Origin of the sequence: Microbacterium sp. 20-116 (assembly GCF_041079415.1) — a bacterium.
GTDB lineage: Bacteria > Actinomycetota > Actinomycetes > Actinomycetales > Microbacteriaceae > Microbacterium.
The window spans coordinates 27,430-45,429 of record NZ_JBFYGP010000013.1 but is presented as its reverse complement, the minus strand read 5'-3'; the positions used below and the strand labels follow the sequence as shown (position 1 = coordinate 45,429).

The 18,000-nt window shown below is 69.7% G+C and carries 17 protein-coding genes; 7 read left to right on the top strand and 10 right to left on the bottom strand.

Annotated elements, in window-relative coordinates; all coding sequences use genetic code 11:
* Nucleotides 1-453 precede the first annotated feature (453 nt).
* The gene (mfd, locus tag AB6V29_RS16255; RefSeq protein WP_369359910.1) at nt 454-4,041 is read right to left on the bottom strand and encodes a transcription-repair coupling factor; all 3,588 of its coding nucleotides are present in this window, start codon (nt 4,039-4,041) and stop codon (nt 454-456) included.
* Between the two features lie 82 nt (nt 4,042-4,123).
* Here mfd and AB6V29_RS16250 point away from each other — a divergent pair, with 82 nt between their 5' ends.
* The 3 genes from AB6V29_RS16250 (at nt 4,124) to AB6V29_RS16240 (ending at nt 6,124) form a co-directional block, all read left to right on the top strand.
* Entirely contained in the window at nt 4,124-4,609 is a 486-nt protein-coding gene (locus AB6V29_RS16250; RefSeq protein ID WP_307317563.1) for a hypothetical protein, read from the top strand.
* A 140-nt stretch (nt 4,610-4,749) separates the two neighbouring features.
* The gene (locus AB6V29_RS16245) at nt 4,750-5,256 is read left to right on the top strand and encodes a hypothetical protein (RefSeq protein WP_369359908.1); all 507 of its coding nucleotides are present in this window, start codon (nt 4,750-4,752) and stop codon (nt 5,254-5,256) included.
* Nucleotides 5,257-5,338: 82 nt separating this feature from the next.
* The gene (locus AB6V29_RS16240; RefSeq protein WP_369359906.1) at nt 5,339-6,124 is read left to right on the top strand and encodes a MerR family transcriptional regulator; all 786 of its coding nucleotides are present in this window, start codon (nt 5,339-5,341) and stop codon (nt 6,122-6,124) included.
* Between the two features lie 9 nt (nt 6,125-6,133).
* Here AB6V29_RS16240 and pth read toward each other — a convergent pair whose 3' ends face one another.
* Together pth and AB6V29_RS16230 are read right to left on the bottom strand one after the other, a co-directional pair.
* A complete protein-coding gene (gene pth / locus AB6V29_RS16235) occupies nt 6,134-6,718 on the bottom strand; it encodes an aminoacyl-tRNA hydrolase (protein WP_267787485.1) in 585 nt (194 codons plus the stop codon).
* A gap of 129 nt (nt 6,719-6,847) precedes the next feature.
* Nucleotides 6,848-7,486, bottom strand: a complete 639-nt coding sequence (locus AB6V29_RS16230; protein ID WP_210074105.1) for a 50S ribosomal protein L25/general stress protein Ctc — start codon at nt 7,484-7,486, stop codon at nt 6,848-6,850.
* Nucleotides 7,487-7,782: 296 nt separating this feature from the next.
* Here AB6V29_RS16230 and AB6V29_RS16225 point away from each other — a divergent pair, with 296 nt between their 5' ends.
* Nucleotides 7,783-7,908: a hypothetical protein gene (locus AB6V29_RS16225; protein WP_263641785.1), complete on the top strand. Its 126-nt coding sequence runs from the start codon at nt 7,783-7,785 to the stop codon at nt 7,906-7,908.
* Between the two features lie 134 nt (nt 7,909-8,042).
* On the opposite strand, the gene AB6V29_RS16220 is transcribed toward AB6V29_RS16225, so the two are convergent.
* The 6 genes from AB6V29_RS16220 to AB6V29_RS16195 form a co-directional block, all read right to left on the bottom strand.
* Nucleotides 8,043-9,080, bottom strand: a complete 1,038-nt coding sequence (locus tag AB6V29_RS16220; protein ID WP_369359903.1) for a zinc-binding dehydrogenase — start codon at nt 9,078-9,080, stop codon at nt 8,043-8,045.
* A gap of 8 nt (nt 9,081-9,088) precedes the next feature.
* Nucleotides 9,089-9,826 carry a fumarylacetoacetate hydrolase family protein gene (locus AB6V29_RS16215; protein ID WP_369359901.1) on the bottom strand — a complete coding sequence of 246 codons (738 nt, stop codon included), beginning with the start codon at nt 9,824-9,826 and terminating at the stop codon, nt 9,089-9,091.
* Complete coding sequence (locus AB6V29_RS16210; RefSeq protein ID WP_369359899.1) at nt 9,826-10,593, bottom strand: SDR family oxidoreductase; 768 nt, start codon at nt 10,591-10,593, stop codon at nt 9,826-9,828. The genes AB6V29_RS16215 and AB6V29_RS16210 overlap by 1 nt, the downstream gene beginning before the upstream one ends.
* Nucleotides 10,590-12,005 carry an MFS transporter gene (locus AB6V29_RS16205; protein WP_210074097.1) on the bottom strand — a complete coding sequence of 472 codons (1,416 nt, stop codon included), beginning with the start codon at nt 12,003-12,005 and terminating at the stop codon, nt 10,590-10,592. Before AB6V29_RS16205 ends, AB6V29_RS16210 begins: the two co-directional genes overlap by 4 nt.
* Nucleotides 12,006-12,159: 154 nt before the next feature.
* Entirely contained in the window at nt 12,160-12,954 is a 795-nt protein-coding gene (locus AB6V29_RS16200; RefSeq protein WP_116238929.1) for an IclR family transcriptional regulator, read from the bottom strand.
* A gap of 24 nt (nt 12,955-12,978) precedes the next feature.
* Nucleotides 12,979-14,034, bottom strand: a complete 1,056-nt coding sequence (locus AB6V29_RS16195) for a D-2-hydroxyacid dehydrogenase (protein ID WP_307317980.1) — start codon at nt 14,032-14,034, stop codon at nt 12,979-12,981.
* 114 nt (nt 14,035-14,148) lie between these two features.
* Here AB6V29_RS16195 and AB6V29_RS16190 point away from each other — a divergent pair, with 114 nt between their 5' ends.
* Nucleotides 14,149-15,063, top strand: coding sequence for an NAD(P)-dependent oxidoreductase (locus AB6V29_RS16190; RefSeq protein ID WP_369359896.1), 915 nt, complete (start codon nt 14,149-14,151; stop codon nt 15,061-15,063).
* Between the two features lie 82 nt (nt 15,064-15,145).
* On the opposite strand, the gene AB6V29_RS16185 is transcribed toward AB6V29_RS16190, so the two are convergent.
* Complete coding sequence (locus AB6V29_RS16185) at nt 15,146-15,856, bottom strand: FadR/GntR family transcriptional regulator (protein WP_267787492.1); 711 nt, start codon at nt 15,854-15,856, stop codon at nt 15,146-15,148.
* Between the two features lie 141 nt (nt 15,857-15,997).
* On the opposite strand from AB6V29_RS16185, the gene AB6V29_RS16180 reads away from it, so the two are divergent.
* Together AB6V29_RS16180 and AB6V29_RS16175 are read left to right on the top strand one after the other, a co-directional pair.
* Nucleotides 15,998-17,401: a GntP family permease gene (locus AB6V29_RS16180; protein WP_267787493.1), complete on the top strand. Its 1,404-nt coding sequence runs from the start codon at nt 15,998-16,000 to the stop codon at nt 17,399-17,401.
* A 20-nt stretch (nt 17,402-17,421) separates the two neighbouring features.
* Complete coding sequence (locus AB6V29_RS16175) at nt 17,422-17,937, top strand: gluconokinase (protein ID WP_307455478.1); 516 nt, start codon at nt 17,422-17,424, stop codon at nt 17,935-17,937.
* The last annotated feature ends 63 nt before the right edge of the window (nt 17,938-18,000 follow it).

Genomic DNA, 18,000 nt, shown 5'->3' with positions numbered 1-18,000 from the left:
TCAGACCGACGAGGAATAAATTGGCATTTGACAAGTGCACGCTGTTGAGTTCTCAAGGAACGGACGCACCCACAGAAACAGTCTCCCGACCTACCCGTGAGGCAATTCACTACCTATTCGATCATTCAAACCTCATGGTTCTCACCGTGGGACCTATAAAAGATCAACGTCGTGAAACCCGGTCGAAGACCAGAACCAAAACCCTACACCGAAACGATGAGGTTCTGGACAGTCCGCCACTTGAGACGAAGCGGGGCCTTCCGGCCTCTCCGCTCTCCCCTGTGGGGCGAACAGGTAAAACACTACGTCGGGAGTTCGGATCGGTCGAATCGAGGCCTCCGCCCGGGCGTGTCGCCACCCCTCGCCCCGAGAATGACACGGTCCTACGACGGAGCCCGGCCGACGAACAGTCGGCCGGGCTCCTGCCTCGATCATCCGCGAGGCGGGCGACGCTCAGGCGTTCGCGGTCTCCGCGTTCTCGTCTACCGGCAGCGGCCACAGCGCATCGAGCAACTGGCGCACCCACGCGATGAGGTTCGCGTCGTCGGCATCCTGTGGAAGCGGCACCACCATGGCATCTCCATTGGCGACGAGTTTTGCTTTGGGGTACAGCCGCTGCAGTCGCACGCGCATGGAATCGGGCAGGTTGGCCGGGGCGACGCGCAGATTGGACCCCATGGCGACGACATCGGCCAAGCCCGCCTGTGCCGCACGACGACGCAGGCGCGCGACCGCGATGAGACCTTCGACCTCCGCAGGAGGCTCCCCATACCGGTCGCGGAGTTCGTCGACCACGAGGTCGATCGCGTCGGCCTTCGCGGTACCTGACGCCGCAGCCGACAGCTTCTGGTACGCCTCGAGACGCAGCCGCTCGCTGTCGATGTAGAACTCGGGCAGGCGTGCGTCCACGGGGAGCTCGAGCCGCAGCTCGGTGGGTCCGTCGACGTCCTCACCTCGGAACGTCGACACCGCTTCGCCGATCATCCGCAGATACAGGTCGAAACCGACGCCGGCGATATGCCCGGCCTGTTCGGCACCGAGGAGATTGCCGGCACCGCGGAGCTCGAGGTCTTTCAGAGCCACTTGCATGCCGGAACCCAGGTCGTTGTTGACGGCGATGGTCTCGAGGCGGTCGGCCGCGGTCTCGGAGAGGGGCTTCATCTCGTCGTAGAGGAAGTACGCGTATGCGCGGTCACGACCGCGGCCCACTCGACCGCGGAGCTGATGCAGTTGCGAGAGCCCGTACTTGTCGGCGCGATCGATGATGATCGTGTTGGCGTTCGAGATGTCGAGGCCGGTCTCGATGATCGTGGTCGATACGAGCACGTCGGCACGACGTTCCCAGAAGTCATCGACGACCTGTTCGAGCGCGTGCTCCCCCATCTGCCCGTGGGCGACGACGATGCGCGCCTCGGGGACCAGTTCGGCGAGGTGCGCAGCGACCCGCTGAATCGAGGACACCCGGTTGTGCACGTAGAAGATCTGGCCCTCTCGCAGCAGTTCGCGCCGGATGGCCGCCGCGATCTGCTTGTCGTTGCGGGGTCCGACGTACGACAGAATCGGGTGCCGGTCCTCCGGCGGAGTCGCGAGCGTCGACATCTCACGAATACCGGTGACCGCCATCTCGAGCGTGCGCGGGATGGGTGTGGCGCTCATCGCGAGGATGTCGACGTTGGTCTTGAGCTTCTTCAGCTGGTCCTTGTGTTCGACGCCGAAGCGCTGCTCTTCATCGATGATCATGAGACCGAGGTCCTTGAAGATCACCTTCTCGGTGAGGATGCGGTGGGTCCCGATGACCATGTCGACGGTGCCGTCGGTGAGGCCGGCGAGGGTGGCCTTGACGTCTTTGTCGGTCTGGAAACGCGACAGTGGCCGCACGGTGACGGGGAACCCGGCGAAACGCTCGGCGAAGGTCTCGAGATGCTGCTTGACCAACAGCGTTGTCGGCACGAGCATGGCGACCTGCTTGCCGTCCTGAATGGCCTTGAAGGCCGCGCGGACCGCGACCTCGGTCTTCCCGAAACCGACATCGCCCGAGAGCAGACGATCCATGGGGATGGGTTTCTCCATGTCGGCTTTGATCTCGTCGATCGTCTGAAGCTGGTCGAGAGTCTCGGCGAAGGGGAATGCTTCTTCGAGCTCGCGCTGCCAGGGGGTGTCCGGACCGAAGGCGTAGCCCTTCGACGCCATGCGCGCCGAGTACAGCTTCACCAGCTCGACCGCAATGTCGCGAACGGCCTTGCGGGCGCGCCCCTTGGCGGCAGCCCAATCGCTGCCGCCCATTTTCGACAGAGTGGGCGCCTCGCCGCCGACGTACTTCGACAGCAGATCGAGCTGATCGGTGGGGACGAACAGCTTGTCGCCCGGGTAGCCGCGCTTGGCCGGCGCGTACTCGAGGACGAGGTACTCCTTCGTCGTCTTCACCGCGTGACGGCCACCACTCGACACCTCGCGCTGGGTGAGCTCGAGGAACTTGCCGATTCCGTGCGTCGCGTGCACGACGACGTCGCCGGGCTTGAGCTGCAGAGGGTCGACGACGTTGCGACGGCGGGAAGCGAGCTTCTTCACGCCGCGGTTGTCGCCGCTGACCGAGCGACCGTAGAACTCGGTTTCCGTGATGACCGCGAATTTCGCCTCGGGAAGCTGGAATCCGCGTTCGAGAGGAGCGCACACCACGTGAGCGACACCCGTCTCAGGCGCCAGACGCACGTCGTCGACACGACGCGCCGCGATTCCGCGCTCCGAGAGCACGTCGCGGGCGCGATCGACCATTCCCGGACCGGATGCCGTGACGACGACCGACCATCCGTCGCTGATCAGCGTGCCGACGTGAGCGGTCGCGCCCTCGACATTGCCATGGAAGGAGGGAACGGGATCGGCCTTGATGCGGTGGGTCGAGTCGTCTCGGACGATGAGCCCCTCGTCCTCGGCATCGGCCGCTCCCGAGTCGAAGGCGCTGAGCTGCCACCAGACACCGCCGCGCCCGCTCGCCTTCTCGTGCAGGTCGTCGAGGGTGACGAAATCGCCGGAGCCGAGGTCGACCGGGGTGTCCGCGCCGGCCGTAGCCGCCGACCAGGCAGCCTCGAGGAATTCGCGATTGGTGTCACCGAGCGTCGTCGCGCGGGCGAGCGAACGCTCGGGGTCGACGAGCGCCACCGCACTGCCGCCGGGGAGGTAGTCGACAAGGGTGATGAGGTCGTCGACCAGCACCGGGATGAGCGACTCCATCCCCTCAGCGGGAATGCCCTCGGCCATCTTCTCGAGCAGTTGACGCAGGCCCGGGTAGCCGTCGCGGAGCTCGGCGGCCCGGGCACGCACCTCGGTCGTGAGCAGCAGCTCGCGGCTGGGAACAAGGATCACAGAGGTGACCTCGCCGGGGAGCGAACGCTGGTCGGCGACGGAGAAGGCGCGGATCTGGTCGACCTCGTCGCCGAAGAACTCGACGCGGTAGGGATGATCGGCCACGGGCGGGAACACGTCGAGGATGCCGCCGCGCACCGCGAACTCGCCGCGGCGCGACACCATATCGACGCGGTGGTACGCGAGCTCGACGAGCCGTGTGATGACGCCCTCGAGCTCGAATCCACGCCCGCCGACGACGAGCTCGATCGGATCGACATCGCCGAGCCCGGGAGCCAGCGGCTGGAGAGCACTGCGCACCGATGCGGTCACGACAAGGGGGGCGGTGCCGTCCCACGCGGCGATCCGGCGCAGGACGTCGAGGCGTCGGCCGACCGTCTCGGGGCTCGGGCTGAGCCGCTCGTGCGGCAGCGTCTCCCATGCCGGAAAGTGCAGAACCTGTGCGCCGGGGAGGACGGCATCCAGAGCCGGACCGAGAGACTCGGCTCGTCGACCGGTCGGGGCGATGACCAGCACGGCACCGGGGCCACCCGCCGAGCGGCGCCGTTCGACGAGGCCGGCGATGACCGGGGCGTCGAGGCCATCGACGAGGGAGAGAGACAGGTCGGAGGAAGCAGCCGAAGCGGCTTCACGATACGACTCAGCCTGCTCGAGGGCGCGAACGATCCCGGGAACTGTCACTCGGAAGAGTTTACGCGGGGGCTCCGACATTCGGACGGGGTGGACAACACGGCGGGCGATCCGTGTCTCGTAGGCTGGCCGCATGACGTCGCCGAGCGCTCCGAACGGTCCGGTCTTCGCCGCCCCCCACGCGGCGCCGCCGGTCGGGACGCTGCTCACTCCTCCGGAGCCGACGCGCCGCGGTCGACCCCTGGGAACCTGGGCGCTCGCGCTCTCGGTCGTCGCGGCGGTGTTGGCATCCGCCGTCGGAGGATTCGCGGCGTTCCGCTCGGCGCGCGGGGCGGCCCCCGGGCTGGGCACCATGTCGTCGAACGGCTTCGACTGGCGCGTCCTCTCCCCCGTCCGCGATCTGGTGCTGCTGGGCGAGGTCGCTTTCTGGTCGGGAACCGTGATCGGTCTCACGGCGCTCGTGCTCGGTATCGTCGCCATCGTGCGGCGGTCCGGGCGGGGCGCCGGGATCGCCGGGCTCGTCATCGCGGTTCTGGGACCCGCGATCTTCGGCGGGCTCACGCTCATCGCCATCGTGGCAGGGCTGGCGAGCGTCCCCTCCGGCGGTTCGTCGGTCTGATCCCCGGGCGGACTGCTCCTCGCCCCAGTGGGCGACATCGCGCCGAATCGGCGACCGTCCACCCCCGCGATCCCCGGCCAGTCGGTTCCTAGACTTCGGGACAGGGCCTGTTCGCCCATCGAAGACCAGAGGAGCACTCCGTGAGCACGACACCGCCGCCCCCCGAGCCCTACCAGCAGCCCGTCGCGCGCAACGACGCCTACCGCGCCACCCCCGCAGGAGTGCCCGCCCCCGCGGCTCCTGCCTACGTCCCCCCGGCATCTGCGAACCCCAAGGGCGGAAACAAGCTCGGGCTCGGCGCTTTCGTCGTCTCGCTGGTCGGCGTGGTCGGCGGCTCGATCATCGCTCTCATCGCCGGCATGCAGAGCGCGGCCCTCGCGCCCTACGCCGACGCCGGTCAGCGGGTCGACCCGAACGCCCTCCCACCGGAGGTCCAGCAGGCGGCTGCGCTCTTCGGCATCCTGACCGTGGTCGCCTTCGCCGTGTACGCCGTTCTCGGCCTGTGGGGCTTCGTCCAGGGCATCGTCGCGGCGATCAAGAGTCGCGGTCGTGGGTGGCGCATCGGCGCCGTCGTGCTATCTGTGCTCGGCGGCATCGTGGTCGGAATCGCCCTGGCCGCAGGCGCGGCGATCGGCGTCTCGACGTGAGCTGACCCTCGGTGCGAACGGCCACGGTTGCTCGCGACCGGGGCCGTTCGCCGTCTCGTGTTGCCCCTGACACCGTGGCAGGGTGTGGACTGTCGTCATGGTCTCGATCGGTGAACTCGCTCGGCAAACGGGTACGACGCCACGCATGCTGCGCCACTGGGAGGCCACCGGCCTTCTGCCTCCCGCAGACGTCGATCCGGCAACCGGACGCCGCTCCTACGACCTCGCGCAGGAAGGACGCGTGCTGACCATCGTCGCCCTCCGTGCCAACGGCTTCGGACTCGAAGAGATCCGCGTCCTGCTCGACTCACGGACGGACCACGCGAAGCTGCGCGCAGTCCTCGATGCGAGGCGATCGACGCTTTCCGCCAGCATCGCCCGCGACAACGCCGCCCTGCGCCGTCTGGACAGCAGGATCGCCTCGCTCGACCGCGGGCACCACGACATCGCGACGACGCTGACGCTGGAAGCGCTCCCCCCGCTCACGGGCCCGGGCCTGCGGACGTCCGTGGCGCACGAGTCGGAGATTCCCGCGGCGGTGCGCGCGGTGCTCGATCGGATGGCCGCACCGGCAGGGGCGGAGGTCGCCCTCGTCTACGACGGGACGACGGACCCCCGGGTGATCGCCGTGACCGCGGTCTGCGAGGCGGCCCGAACAGACGTGATCACGATCCCGGGAGCGCCCCGCGCGGCGAGCGTCCGACTCGCACAACGGCCCGTCGACCTCGGGGACACCTGGGCCGCTCTCGACGCCGCGCTCCTGCCGCTAGGGCTCGCGGCGACCGGGCCGTATCGTCACATTCTTCACTCGGAGGGGACGGCCACCACGCTCGCGACCCCGACCACACCGGTGACCGGCTCGGTATGAGCCCTTCGCTCAGGCGCGCGGAGCGTGGAAGCGCTGCTGCGCGGCGACGAGGCCCTCGTCGGCCAACAGCTCCACGGCATCCGCGGCATCCGAGACCAGGATGGGCAGGGTCTGACGCTCGGCGGCACTGAAGGGGTCGAGCACCCAGTCCGCGGGATCTTGCCGGCCGACCGGGCGACCGATTCCGACCCGCACCCGGGGGAAGTCGGGCGTGCCGAGCGCTTTCGCGATGTCACGGACGCCGTTGTGACCACCGTGACCGCCGCCGGTCTTGAGCTTGATGGTGTCGTAGGGGATATCGAGCTCGTCGTGCACGACGACGATCCGCTCGGGGCCGATGTCGTAGAACCGGGCGAGGCCGGCGGCCGGGCCGCCGGAGACGTTCATGAAACTGTTGGGCTTAGCCAACACGAGCTTCGCCGCTCCCGGCCGCAGCCAGGTCTCGACCACTCGCGCGTTGGCCTTGTGCGCGCGGAACGCTTCGCGGCGACGGGCGGCGAGTTCATCGATGACCATCTGACCGATGTTGTGCCTCGTCGCCTCGTAGCGCGGGCCGGGGTTGCCGAGACCCACGATGAGCCAGGTGTCTGCCATGGCATCCATCCTTCCGGGTCCGGGTGGGGACCGTACGCGACGACGCGGTGCGCCGCGCGGCGAAACGAACGAGGGGACGCGAATCCGCGCCCCCTCGTCGTCGTCGGACCGGTGAACGGCCCTCGGGAATTACTTGTCGTCGCCCTGTTCGGCCGTCTCGGCCTCTTCGGACTGCTCCCCGGCGACCTCGGCGTCGGCCTCGGCGATCTCTTCGTCGGCGGCGATCGTGTCGAGCGGGATCGAGACACCCACGATGAGGGTCTCGGGCTCGGTGACGAGGGTCGCGCCCTGGGGCAGCTTCAGGTCGGCGGCGGTGATCTGGGTGCCGTCCTCGGCGCCCTCGACATCGACCTCGACGTTCTGCGGGATGTGAGTGGCCTCGACCTCGAGCGAGACCGACGTGGCGTCGAGCATGGCGATGGTGCCCGAGAAGGGCTCGCCGGTGATGACGACGGGAACGTCGACCTGGACCTTCTCGCCCTTGTTCACCACGATGAGGTCGATGTGCTCGATGATCTGGCGCACGGGGTCCTTCTGGACATCCTTGACGAGGACGAGCTGGCTCTTGCCCGCGATGTCGAGGTCGAGCAGCGCGTTGGCGCGACGGATCAGCAGCGCGGTCTGGTGACCGGGCAGCGCGACGTGCTGGGGCTCGGTGCCGTGACCGTAGATGACGGCGGGGATCTTGCCCGCGGCGCGGAGGCGACGGGCGAAGCCCTTGCCGAAGTTCTCGCGCAGTTCTACGACGACCTTGTTGTCTTCCGACATGATGTTCTCCTCGCGGGCTCGTGTCCCGCAGCTTGTGAGCGGACAAGGTCCGCACCTGTGTGGTCTGGATTCGACTCGAACGCGAGCGCGTGAGGAAAGCCGGGAGCCTGCATCACTGCGTCGATCACGGATGCCCAGCGCGCCGTACGGCGTACGAGGTGGCATCCCTCGCCGAAGTTCCCCGGAAGTCTACCAGCGCGCGGGGCCGCACCACGACCCCGCCGCCGGGGCGCGCGCAGGACCGCCCGCGGAGCGACGGTAGGATCGAACAGCCACAACCCACCCGGAGGATCATCATGGACAGCGGCTTCTTCTCTCACGTCGTGCTCTGGGTCATCGGCGGCATCGCCGCATTCGGCCTGATCGGCACCGTCGGCGCCCTGTTCTCGATGGGCCGCACCACGAACTACAAGAAGCACTGACGCCCGGAACCGCGGCTTGCCCCCGGCGGAGCCGCTCCGCGGTCGCCGGGCTGTGCCGACCCTTATGCGGACCGGTTCGTGAGGACGAGCTCGATCGTCGTCACCCCCGCCTCCGGCGGAGCGTGACGGGTCGTTCAGTTGTTTCCGCCGAACGAGAGCACGACCTTCGACGATCGCGACGCGTCCGCCGCCGTCGCGAAGGCGTCGAGGGCGTGAGCGACGGGCGTCACGTGCGTCACGATGCCTTCCACGGCGAGTGACCCGTCGGCAAGCGCCGCCAGCACCTCGCCGAACTCGCCGCCGAAGCGGAACGACCCCGTCAGCGTCAGCTCCCGTGTGATCGCCGTCGCGATCGGCGCCGCTACCGTGCCCGCCGCTTGAAGCCCGAGCAGAACGACCGTCCCGCCGCGCCGCGCCGCCGCGACCGCCGCAGCGAGTCCGGGGACGGTGCCGCTCGACTCGATCACGACGTCGGCGTGCAGGGCCTCGATCGCCGCCGCGTCGCGCGCGTCGAGGGTACGCGCCCCACGAGCCGCTGCCAGACCGCGCGGAAGCTCGTGCAGATCAGTGGCGATGACCTCGCCGGCACCGTGGTGGCGAGCCGCGGCCACGGCGAGCAGGCCGATGGGACCCGACCCGATGACCGCGACGCGTCGGCCCGCGACCGTTCCGGCGCGTTCGACGGCGTGCCACGCGACCGCCGCGGGCTCCGCAAGCACGGCCGTGGCGAGATCGAGCCCCGCCGGCAGAGGGAAGAGCATGCGCGTGGGGAGCGCGACACGCTCGGCGAACCCGCCCTGCGTGTGCGGGAGGTGCATGGCCGAGCCCAGGTAGGTCGAGGCCGGCGCGAGGTTCGGGCGCTCCCGCGGCCACGGCGTCGCGCCGTCGTCGCGGGGAGTCAGCGGGTGCACGGCCACCGGCGTGCCCTCGGCGGGCCCGCTTCCGTCGGCAGCGGCGCGCACCACCACCCCCGACAGCTCATGGCCCAGGACGAGCGGCTCCCGCAGGATCGATGCTCCCGCAGCCCCGTGTCGCCAGTAGTGGAGGTCGGAGCCGCAGACACCCCCGAATGAGACGGCGACGACGGCCTCATCGGCATCCGGGGTCGGCTCACCGATGTCGTCGATGCGGAGGTCGTCGGCGGCGTGGGCCACCACGGCGAGATTCGTCACGGTTCTCCTCAGAAAGTTGCGGTGCGAAGGCGCACATCGGCGACGACGACGTCGACCCGCGCACCCGGGTGGATCGGTGCGGCGGAGAACGGTGCCCCCATCATGATGACGTCGCCCGGGCCGAGGACGTTCCACCCGTCGACGTAGGCCAGGCAGTCCCTCAGCGAGACCGGCAGACGCGCGGCGGAGGTCTGCCGGACCGGCTCGTCGTCGACGATGAGCGCCAGAGCCAGATCGGCATCGAGCGACAACCCGGTGTCGATCCACGGCCCGAGCGGTGTGTAGCCCGCGCCCGCCTTGGACTCGAAGTTGCGCGGATCGAGGACCGACCGGTCGGGGCTCGACAGGTCGTTGACGGCAGTCATGCCGAGCACGTACTCGTGGGCGTTCGCCGCCGTCAACCCGGTGGTGTCGCGACCGATGACGACGGCGATCTCGGCTTCGGCGACCGTGGTGCCCGCGTCGCGCCGGAGCGCCACCGACGCGTCCGACCCGGTGACGGTGCGCGGACTCTTCAGCCATGCCTGCACGGGAGCGGCATGATCGGGGCCATTCTGCGCGATGCCGACGACCACGATCGGCTCGCACGGAGCCAACAGACGTCCCGCGACCGGGTCGCCCTCGTCGGCGGGGCGGCGGCCGTCCGCGAACGCTGCGTACGGATCAGTGATCGGGATCCACGACCCGTCGTCGGCGAGACGGACCGTGCGCACCCCGGCGGGGGTCTCGACGCGAGCGATGCGCATCAGACCACCGCCGTCATGCCGCCGTCGACGAAGATCGTCTGGCCGTTGACGAAGTCGCTCGCCGAGCTCGAGAGGAACACCAGCGCCCCCACCAGGTCGCCGGTGTTCCCCCACCGCCCCGCGGGCGTGCGCGAGCGCACCCACGCGGAGAACTTCTCGTCGTCGACGAGTGCCCGGGTCAGCTCCGTGGCGAAGTACCCGGGTGCGATGGCGTTGGCCTGGATGCCGTGCGGCGCGAGATCGGCGCACAGGCCCTTCGTGAGCATCGTGATCGCTCCCTTCGTCGCGCCGTACGCCGCGATGGAAGGGCGGGCCAGCTGCGACTGGACGCTACCGATCTGCACGAGCTTGCCCGATCCGCGCGAGATCATGCCGCCGGCCACACGTCGGGAGACGTAGAACGCGCTCGAGAGGTTCGTGCGCACCAGGTCGTCCCAGTCGGTGTCGGCGAACTCCGCGATCGGCGCGCGCCGCTGGATGCCGGCGTTGTTCACGACGATGTCGGGCACGCCGTAGCGATGCTCGATGAGAGAGACGCCCTCGTCGACAGCGCCGGACTCCCCCACATCGAAGGTCACCGCGTGAGCGGCCACCCCGGTCGACGCGGAGATCTCCTCCGCCGCGCGTCCGGCGGTCTCGGCATCCCGTCCGTGCACGAGCGTCGTGGCCCCCGCCTCGGCGAGGCCCTGCGCGAGGGCCCGGCCGATGCCGCGGCTGGAACCGGTGACCAGGGCCAGCCGCCCGGTCAGGTCGAACGCGACCGTCATCGGATCGTCCGCACGGTGACGGTCGTGGCGTCCACGCCCTCGCCGGCCTCTTCGCGAGACACCTTGATCGCGTCGTCGGTGCGCGTGAGGTCGCGGCGCAGCGTCTCGGGGACGAGGAAGGTGGATGCCGTGGTGATCAGGGCGAGAGTGGCCATGTAGATCGCCAGCAGCAGCCAGTTCGCGCCACTGACGGCGATGATGTAGGCGCCCAGCACACCCGCGAGGCCGCCGGCGAGCACCGCCGAGATCTCTCGCGCCATTGCGACGCCGAGGTAACGGTGGCGGTTGCCGAACAGCTCAGGGAGCATCGCGCACTGGGGTCCGAGCATGGAGTTGACGGCGACGCCGATACCGATCGCGACGACGGCGATCGTGATCGGGTAGCTCCCGAGCGAGATCAGCCACCAGGCGGGGAAGGTGAACAGCAGCATGAACACCGCGCCCGCGCGGTACACCGTGCGACGACCCATCCGGTCGGACAGGGCGCCCGTCAGCGGCACCGAGAAGATGCCGATCAGCGAGCCGAGGGTGACCCCCCAGGTGAGGAGGCTGCGGTCGGCCTGTCCCCCCACCGACGCGACGAAGAAGGTCAGCGCGAGGGTGTTGAACATGTAGGAGCCGCCGTTCTCGGCCATGCGGAGCCCGATACCGACGATGACTCCGGGCAGACCCCGCGTGAAGATGTCGCGCACGGGCCGCTCGGCAATCTGCTCGCTCTTCTCGAGCTCGATGAAGGTCGGCGTCTCGCGCAGGCGCATGCGGATGAACAGCGCGAGGAGGATCAGCACGAACGAGGCGAGGAATGGCACGCGCCAGCCCCAGCTGAGCAGCTGGTCTTCGGGCAGCAGCGAGATGAGGCTGAACACGACGGCCGCGAGCAGCGTTCCGGCCTGGATGCCGATGAAGGGCAGGGCCGAGAAGAATCCGCGGCGCTTGACGGGGGCGTATTCGGCCATGAGGACCGTGGCCCCCGCCTGCTCGGCGCCGGCGCCGAAGCCCTGCAGCAGTCGCATGATCACGAGCAGGATCGGAGCGAGGATGCCGACGGCCTCGTACGTGGGCAGGAGGCCGATGGCGGTGGACGCCCCGCCCATCAGCACGATCGTGATGACGAGGACCCACTTACGGCCGAGCTTGTCGCCGAGCACGCCGAAGAAGAGTCCGCCGAAGGGACGTGCCAGGAAGCCGACGCCGTAGGTCGCGAAAGCGGCGACCGTGGCCAGGGCCGGGTTGTCTTGCGAGAAGAACAGGACGTTGAAGATCAGCGCCGTCGACAGCCCGTAGAGCGCGAAGTCGAAGTACTCGAGCGCGCTGCCGATGCTGGAGGCGAGGGTCGCCCTCCGCAGATTGGCGGCGTACTCGGGGTCGTCCTGCGGCACGGGCGGTGCGGTGGGTGCAGTGGTCACGGCCATCTCCTTTGATCGGCTGGGGTCTCCCGACACCGGGACTGTATCAACCCTCTGAACTGAGTTCAATATGTTGAACACAATTCGTTGAGCCCGTTTCCACTCCATCGATCGGGAGGCGCGACGAATACCCCTCCACGGAGGGGCGAGACGAGCGCACTCAGGGGCGCGGTGCCGCGCTGAACGGATTCGTCAGCGCCGACGCGGCCCCGCGCAGCGCCTCTCCGACACGCGTGATGCGCTCGGGCGTGGCATCCAGAACGGGGATGCCGACACCCAGGGCCAACTGCGGATCGCCCGGTGCCCACCCCTCGAGGGGCACGGCCACCCCGACGATCCCCCGGAACGACTCCTCCTCGTCGATGGCCCATCCGCGCTCGCGAGCGACCGCCAGCTTCACGAGGATGCCCTCGACATCGACCGTGCTGTGCGCCGTCAGCGCGGGCAGCGGGCCTCGACGCGCGAGCAGATCCCGCACGGTGGCGTCGTCGCGCGTCATGAGCAGCGCGCGCCCCGTCGCCGACAGGGCGGCGGGAAGTCGGGAGCCCAGCGGCGTGCCCAGACGCACCGAGCGCGAGCCCTCGTACCGGGCGAGGTAGAGCGAGTCGGCGTCATCGAGCACCGCCACCTGCACGAGCTCGCGCGCCAGCACGGGCGACGACTCGCAGACGGCGTAGAACTCGCGCACCTGGTTGAACTGCGCCGCGAATGCTCCGCCGAGCTCGGCGGTGCGGATGCCGAGGCGATAGCCGAGCGGGACGCGTTCGATCATGCGCTCCGCCTCGAGCGAGAGGCACAGGTTGGCGGTCGACGACTTCGCCAGCCCCAGCCCCGATGCCAGCTCGGTCAGGGTGAGCGCACGCTCGGCCTCGGCCAGAAGCCCGAGCAGGCGAATACTGCGTCCCACCGCCGGGGCGGGATCCCGTGCGAGCCGGCCGTCGTCGTCGTCGGTCATGCCGGCTCCCCTCGATGGTCTCGATCAGTAGAACTCGACCGTATCGACAACCGCGCGCAGCGGCTGTCCATCGATCAGGCGCGTGGCATTCTCGGCGAAGCGACGGGCGATCCTCTCCTCTTCCCTGCTGCTCAGCGCGGCCGTGTGCGGGCTCACGAGAACGCGCGGGTGCCCCCACAGCGGCGAGTCGACGGGCAGCGGCTCGACCTCGAACACGTCGAGCGCCGCGAAACCGACCCGGCCATCGTCGAGGGCCGCGAGCAGAGCGCTCTCGTCGATGACGCTGCCGCGCCCGACGCTGGCGAGGACGACCCCCGGACGGACGGCGGCGAACATGTCCGCACCGATGAGGTGGTGCGTCTGATCGGTCCCGGGGAGCGTCACGACGATGGCATCCACCTGCCCGACGGCCTCGGCGAGATCGTCGAGCGGTACGAGGCGGTCGACCCCCTCGACGGGCGTGCCCGAGCGGGTCGTGCCCCACACCTCGGCGCCCAGAGCGTGGAAGCGGCGAGCGCATTCGGCACCGATGCCGCCGAGCCCCACGACGAGCACGGTCATCTCGTCGATCTGGCGCATCTCCCAGCGATCGGACCAGACGCGCGCATCCTGGTCTGCCCGCAGGCGCGGCAGGCCCTTGGCCCCCGCGAGCACTCCGAACACCGCGAACTCCGCGAGCGGCCCGCCGTGCACGCCCGCACTCGTGGTGAACACGATGCGCTCGAGAGCCGTGTCGTCGAGGGCTGCCGCCTTCACCTGCCCGCCGCCACCGGCTGCCGTCGTCATGACCCACCGCAGCCCCGGGTTGGCCGCGACCGTGCGCGAGAGCGCGGCCGGTTCGACGTCGGGAATGCCGAAAAGCGCCTCGGCCGAGTCGACCATCGCCTCGAAGGCGCGCTGCTCGGTGTCGGTGCGCACGTGGGCCGGGTCACCCGACCAGTCGGCGGGGCCGCGCATGGGGCGCGTGAGAGCGGCATCGCGCACCAGCTCGAGCCGCGGCTCCAGCCGCTCGATGAGCCGGCAGTGCTCCTCCGACAGCGGAACGGCGACCACCGCGCGTAGGCTCTTGTGCGTCGACATCTTCGTCCATCCCTTCGCCGCGATCGCGGGCACCGCGAGCCGCTCGACACCTCGGTATACGTTCACCATAGTGAACCCTGTTCAACCTGTTGTCCAGTCGATAGGATGCCGTGCATGACACCTCTCGACGACGAGACCACCCCCGCCACCGTCCGACTCGGGGTATGGGGCCTCGGGGCGATGGGGGCACCGATGGCGCACCACCTGCTCGCCGCCCGCGGCTCCCTGACCGTCCACGCGCGTCGGCGACGCCCGGCGCTCATCGAGGCCGGCGCGCAGTGGGCCGAGACGGCCCGTGACCTCGCCGCCCACACCGACGCCGTGCTCGTGATGCTGCCCGACCTTCCGCAGCTCGAGGAGCACCTCGACGGGCCCGACGGGCTGCTGGCAGGCATCGGCGACCGCGATTTTCTCGTCATGATCGGCTCGACCTCGTCACCCGTGGGCGTGCGGGAGCTGTCGAACCGCCTCCCCGACGGCATCCGGGTGGTCGACTGCCCCGTCTCGGGCGGCGAGGACGGCGCGAAAGCCGGACGACTGTCCATCATGCTCGGCGGCTCCCCCGCCGACACCGACCGGGCTGCCGCACTTCTGGCTCCGTGCGGAACGCCCGTGCGTCTCGGCCCCCTCGGCGCCGGGCAGGTGGCGAAAGCCTGCAACCAACTCGTCGTCGCCTCGACGATCCTCGCGCTCGGGGAGGCGACCGAGCTCGCCGCGCGTTCCGGCGTCGACCCCGCCACCTTGTGGGAGCTTCTGGGCGGCGGGTACGCCGGATCACGCCTGCTCGAGAGCCGTCGCGAGCGCCTCGTCACGGGCGACGACTCCCCCAGTGGCATCGCGGAGTACATGGTGAAAGACCTGCGCTTCGCGGCCGACATCGCCGCATCCACCGACACGCGGCCCGCGCTGCTGCCGGCCCTGCGAGCCGCCTTCGACGAGATCGTCGAGCGGGGCCTGGGCGGCCGCGACATCGCCGTCACCCGCCGCTTCACGGCGGAGCGCAGCTCGGCCCCCACCCACACGGACTGACATCGGCGAGCGCCGGAGCGACCGCGAGCGACGAGCCCACCACGACCGACTCGTCCCTGCGCGCAACGGATCCGCCGAGGCCTTACTCCGAGCTCACCGCGGAGGCCATCGCATCCCCCGCCTCGCGCACGATGAGGTGCATCGCCTGCACGGCGTCGTCGGCGCGACCGGCCGCGACGGCGAAGGCCACGTCTTGGTGCCACCGCACGGCATGCGGGTTGGCATCGTGCGGCATGAGCTCGTGTCGCGTCCGCCCCACCAGCACCGATTCGACGACCGCGCCGAGGGCGGCGAACATCGTGTTGCCGGATGCCGCGAGCACCGTGCGGTGGAAGCGGATGTCGGCCGCGAGGTACTCGGCGCCGTCCGCGTCGTGCTCGGTGCGCGCCATCTCCATCACCGCGGCCACCAGCACCTGGCGCTGCGCGTCGGTGGCGTGGGTCGCCGCGGCACGCGCAGCGAGCGGTTCGATCGCACCGCGGAGCTCGCTGAGCTCGCGTAGCTGCGCGTGCCGGCCGGGACCGGCGAGGCGCCAGGCGATGATCTCGGGCGCGTAGACGTTCCACTGCGTCGACGGAAGCACCTCGACACCCGTCTTTCGACGCACCCGCACGAGCCCGAGCGACTGCAGCACGCGCACGGCCTCACGGCCCGCTCCGCGCGACGATCCGGGCGAGAGCTCGGCTGTGATGAGGCGCGAGCCGGCGCCCAGCTCCCCGTCGACGATCGCCGAGCCCAGGCGGTCGACGAGGGCGTCGTGCAGCGTCGACACGGCGGGACGGTCCAACGTCATTGCTCGATGATGACAGACGTGATGCGCTCCGACGGACGCATTCGTCGTGCACATCCCTGCATCTTGTGGTTTTATGTACGACAAATACCCACTGCACCATCACCCACGGCATCGCTGCCGCTCGCCGGATCAAGGACGCTCATGGCCCTCTCCCCCCACCCCTCCACGCTGGTGCTCGCCGCCGCGGAGTCCGCGACCACCGCCCCCGCCGGGCAGTTGATCACCGCCGCCCTCATCGGCATCGCCCTCATCGTGGTGCTCATCACGTGGGGCAAGCTGCACCCCTTCCTCGCCCTGACCATCGGCGGGTTCACGACGGGCGTCGTCGCCGGCATGCCCATCGCCACCTCGGTGACGAGCTTCACCGGCGGCTTCGGCTCGACCATGGGCGGCGTCGGCATCCTCATCGCCCTCGGTGCGATCTTCGGCAAGCTGCTCGCCGACTCGGGCGGCGCCGACCGCATCGTCGACACCCTCGTCGCCCGCGCGACCCCGCGCTCACTCCCCTGGGTCATGGGGTTGATCGGAGCGATCATCGGCCTGCCGATGTTCTTCGAGGTCGGTCTCGTACTGCTGGTCCCCGTCATCATCCTCGTGGCCCGCCGCTCGGGCGTCTCGCTGATGAAGATCGCGATCCCGACCCTCGCAGGCCTCTCCGCGATGCACGGCCTCGTGCCCCCGCACCCGGGGCCGCTCGCCGCCATCGACGCACTGGACGCCAACCTCGGCCTGACCCTCGCGTTCGGCGTGATCGTCGCGATCCCCGCGGTCATCGTCGCCGGCCCGTTGTTCGCCCCGATCGCCGCCCGCTGGGCCCCCGTTCCCGTGCCCGAGCTGTTCGTCTCGGCCGAGGAGAAGGGCGAAGAGCCCGCTCGCCGCCCGTCGTTCGCGGCGACGCTGGCGAGCATCCTCCTGCCCGTGTTCCTCATGCTGCTGAAGGCCGTCGCCGACATCGTCGCGCCCGGCTCGACCGCCGTATGGAAGGTGGTCATCGACTTCCTCGGCCTGCCGATCATCGCGCTGCTGCTGGCCGTGCTCGTCGGCTTCGTCGTGCTCGGCCGGGGCGCCGGCTTCGACCGCGCCAAGCTGACGAGCGTCGTCGGCTCCTCGCTCGGGCCCATCGCCGGCATCCTCCTCATCGTCGGCGCGGGCGGCGGGTTCAAGCAGGTGCTCGTCGACACCGGCATCGGCAAAGTGATCGCCGATCTCGTCGCGGGCTCCAGTGTCTCCGTGCTGCTGCTGGCCTGGCTGGTCGCCGTGGTCATCCGCGTCGCGACCGGATCGGCCACCGTCGCCACGATCACCGCCGCCGGCATCCTGCAGCCGCTCACCGAGACCCTCGACGCCCCCATGACGGCGTTGCTGGTGCTCGCGATCGGCGCGGGCTCGGTGTTCCTGAGCCACGTGAACGATGCCGGCTTCTGGCTCATCAAGGAGTACTTCGGCTTGAACATCCCGCAGACACTGAAAACATGGAGCGTGCTGGAGTGCGTGATCTCGGTCATGGGCCTGGCCGGCGTTCTCGCGATCAGCGTGTTCGTCTGATGGGAGAGGAAGAGAGAATCATGACGTCCCACCCCGTCCTCGTCTTCATGGGCCCCGCCGGCACCGGCAAGTCCACCGTCGCCGGCATGCTCGCCGGTCGCCTCGGCTGGGACTTCCAGGAGGGCGACGACCTGCACCCCGCGGAGAACGTCGCCAAGATGGCATCCGGTCACGCCCTCGACGACGATGACCGATGGCCGTGGCTCGATCGCGTCGCCGGCTGGATCGACGGCCAGATCGCCGCCGGACGCCCCGGCGTCATCACGTGCTCGGCCCTCAAGCGCACCTACCGCGACGTACTGCGCCGCGACGATGTGACCTTCGTCCTGCTGATGGGCGACCCGAAGCTCGTGCTCGAACGCCTGCTGCGTCGACAGGGCCACTACATGCCGCCGTCGCTGCTGACCTCGCAGTTCGAGACCCTGGAGATCCCGGATGCCGATGAGCGCGCGATCCGCATCGACCTCGACCTCACTCCCCAGGAGCAGGTGCGAGAGGTCGTCGAGCGTCTCCAGCTCACTCACACCCCGTCCTGAAACACGCGCGGGCCGAGCCGATAAAGTGGCGGAGGCGGCCCACGTGAGCCTGCCCACACCCCT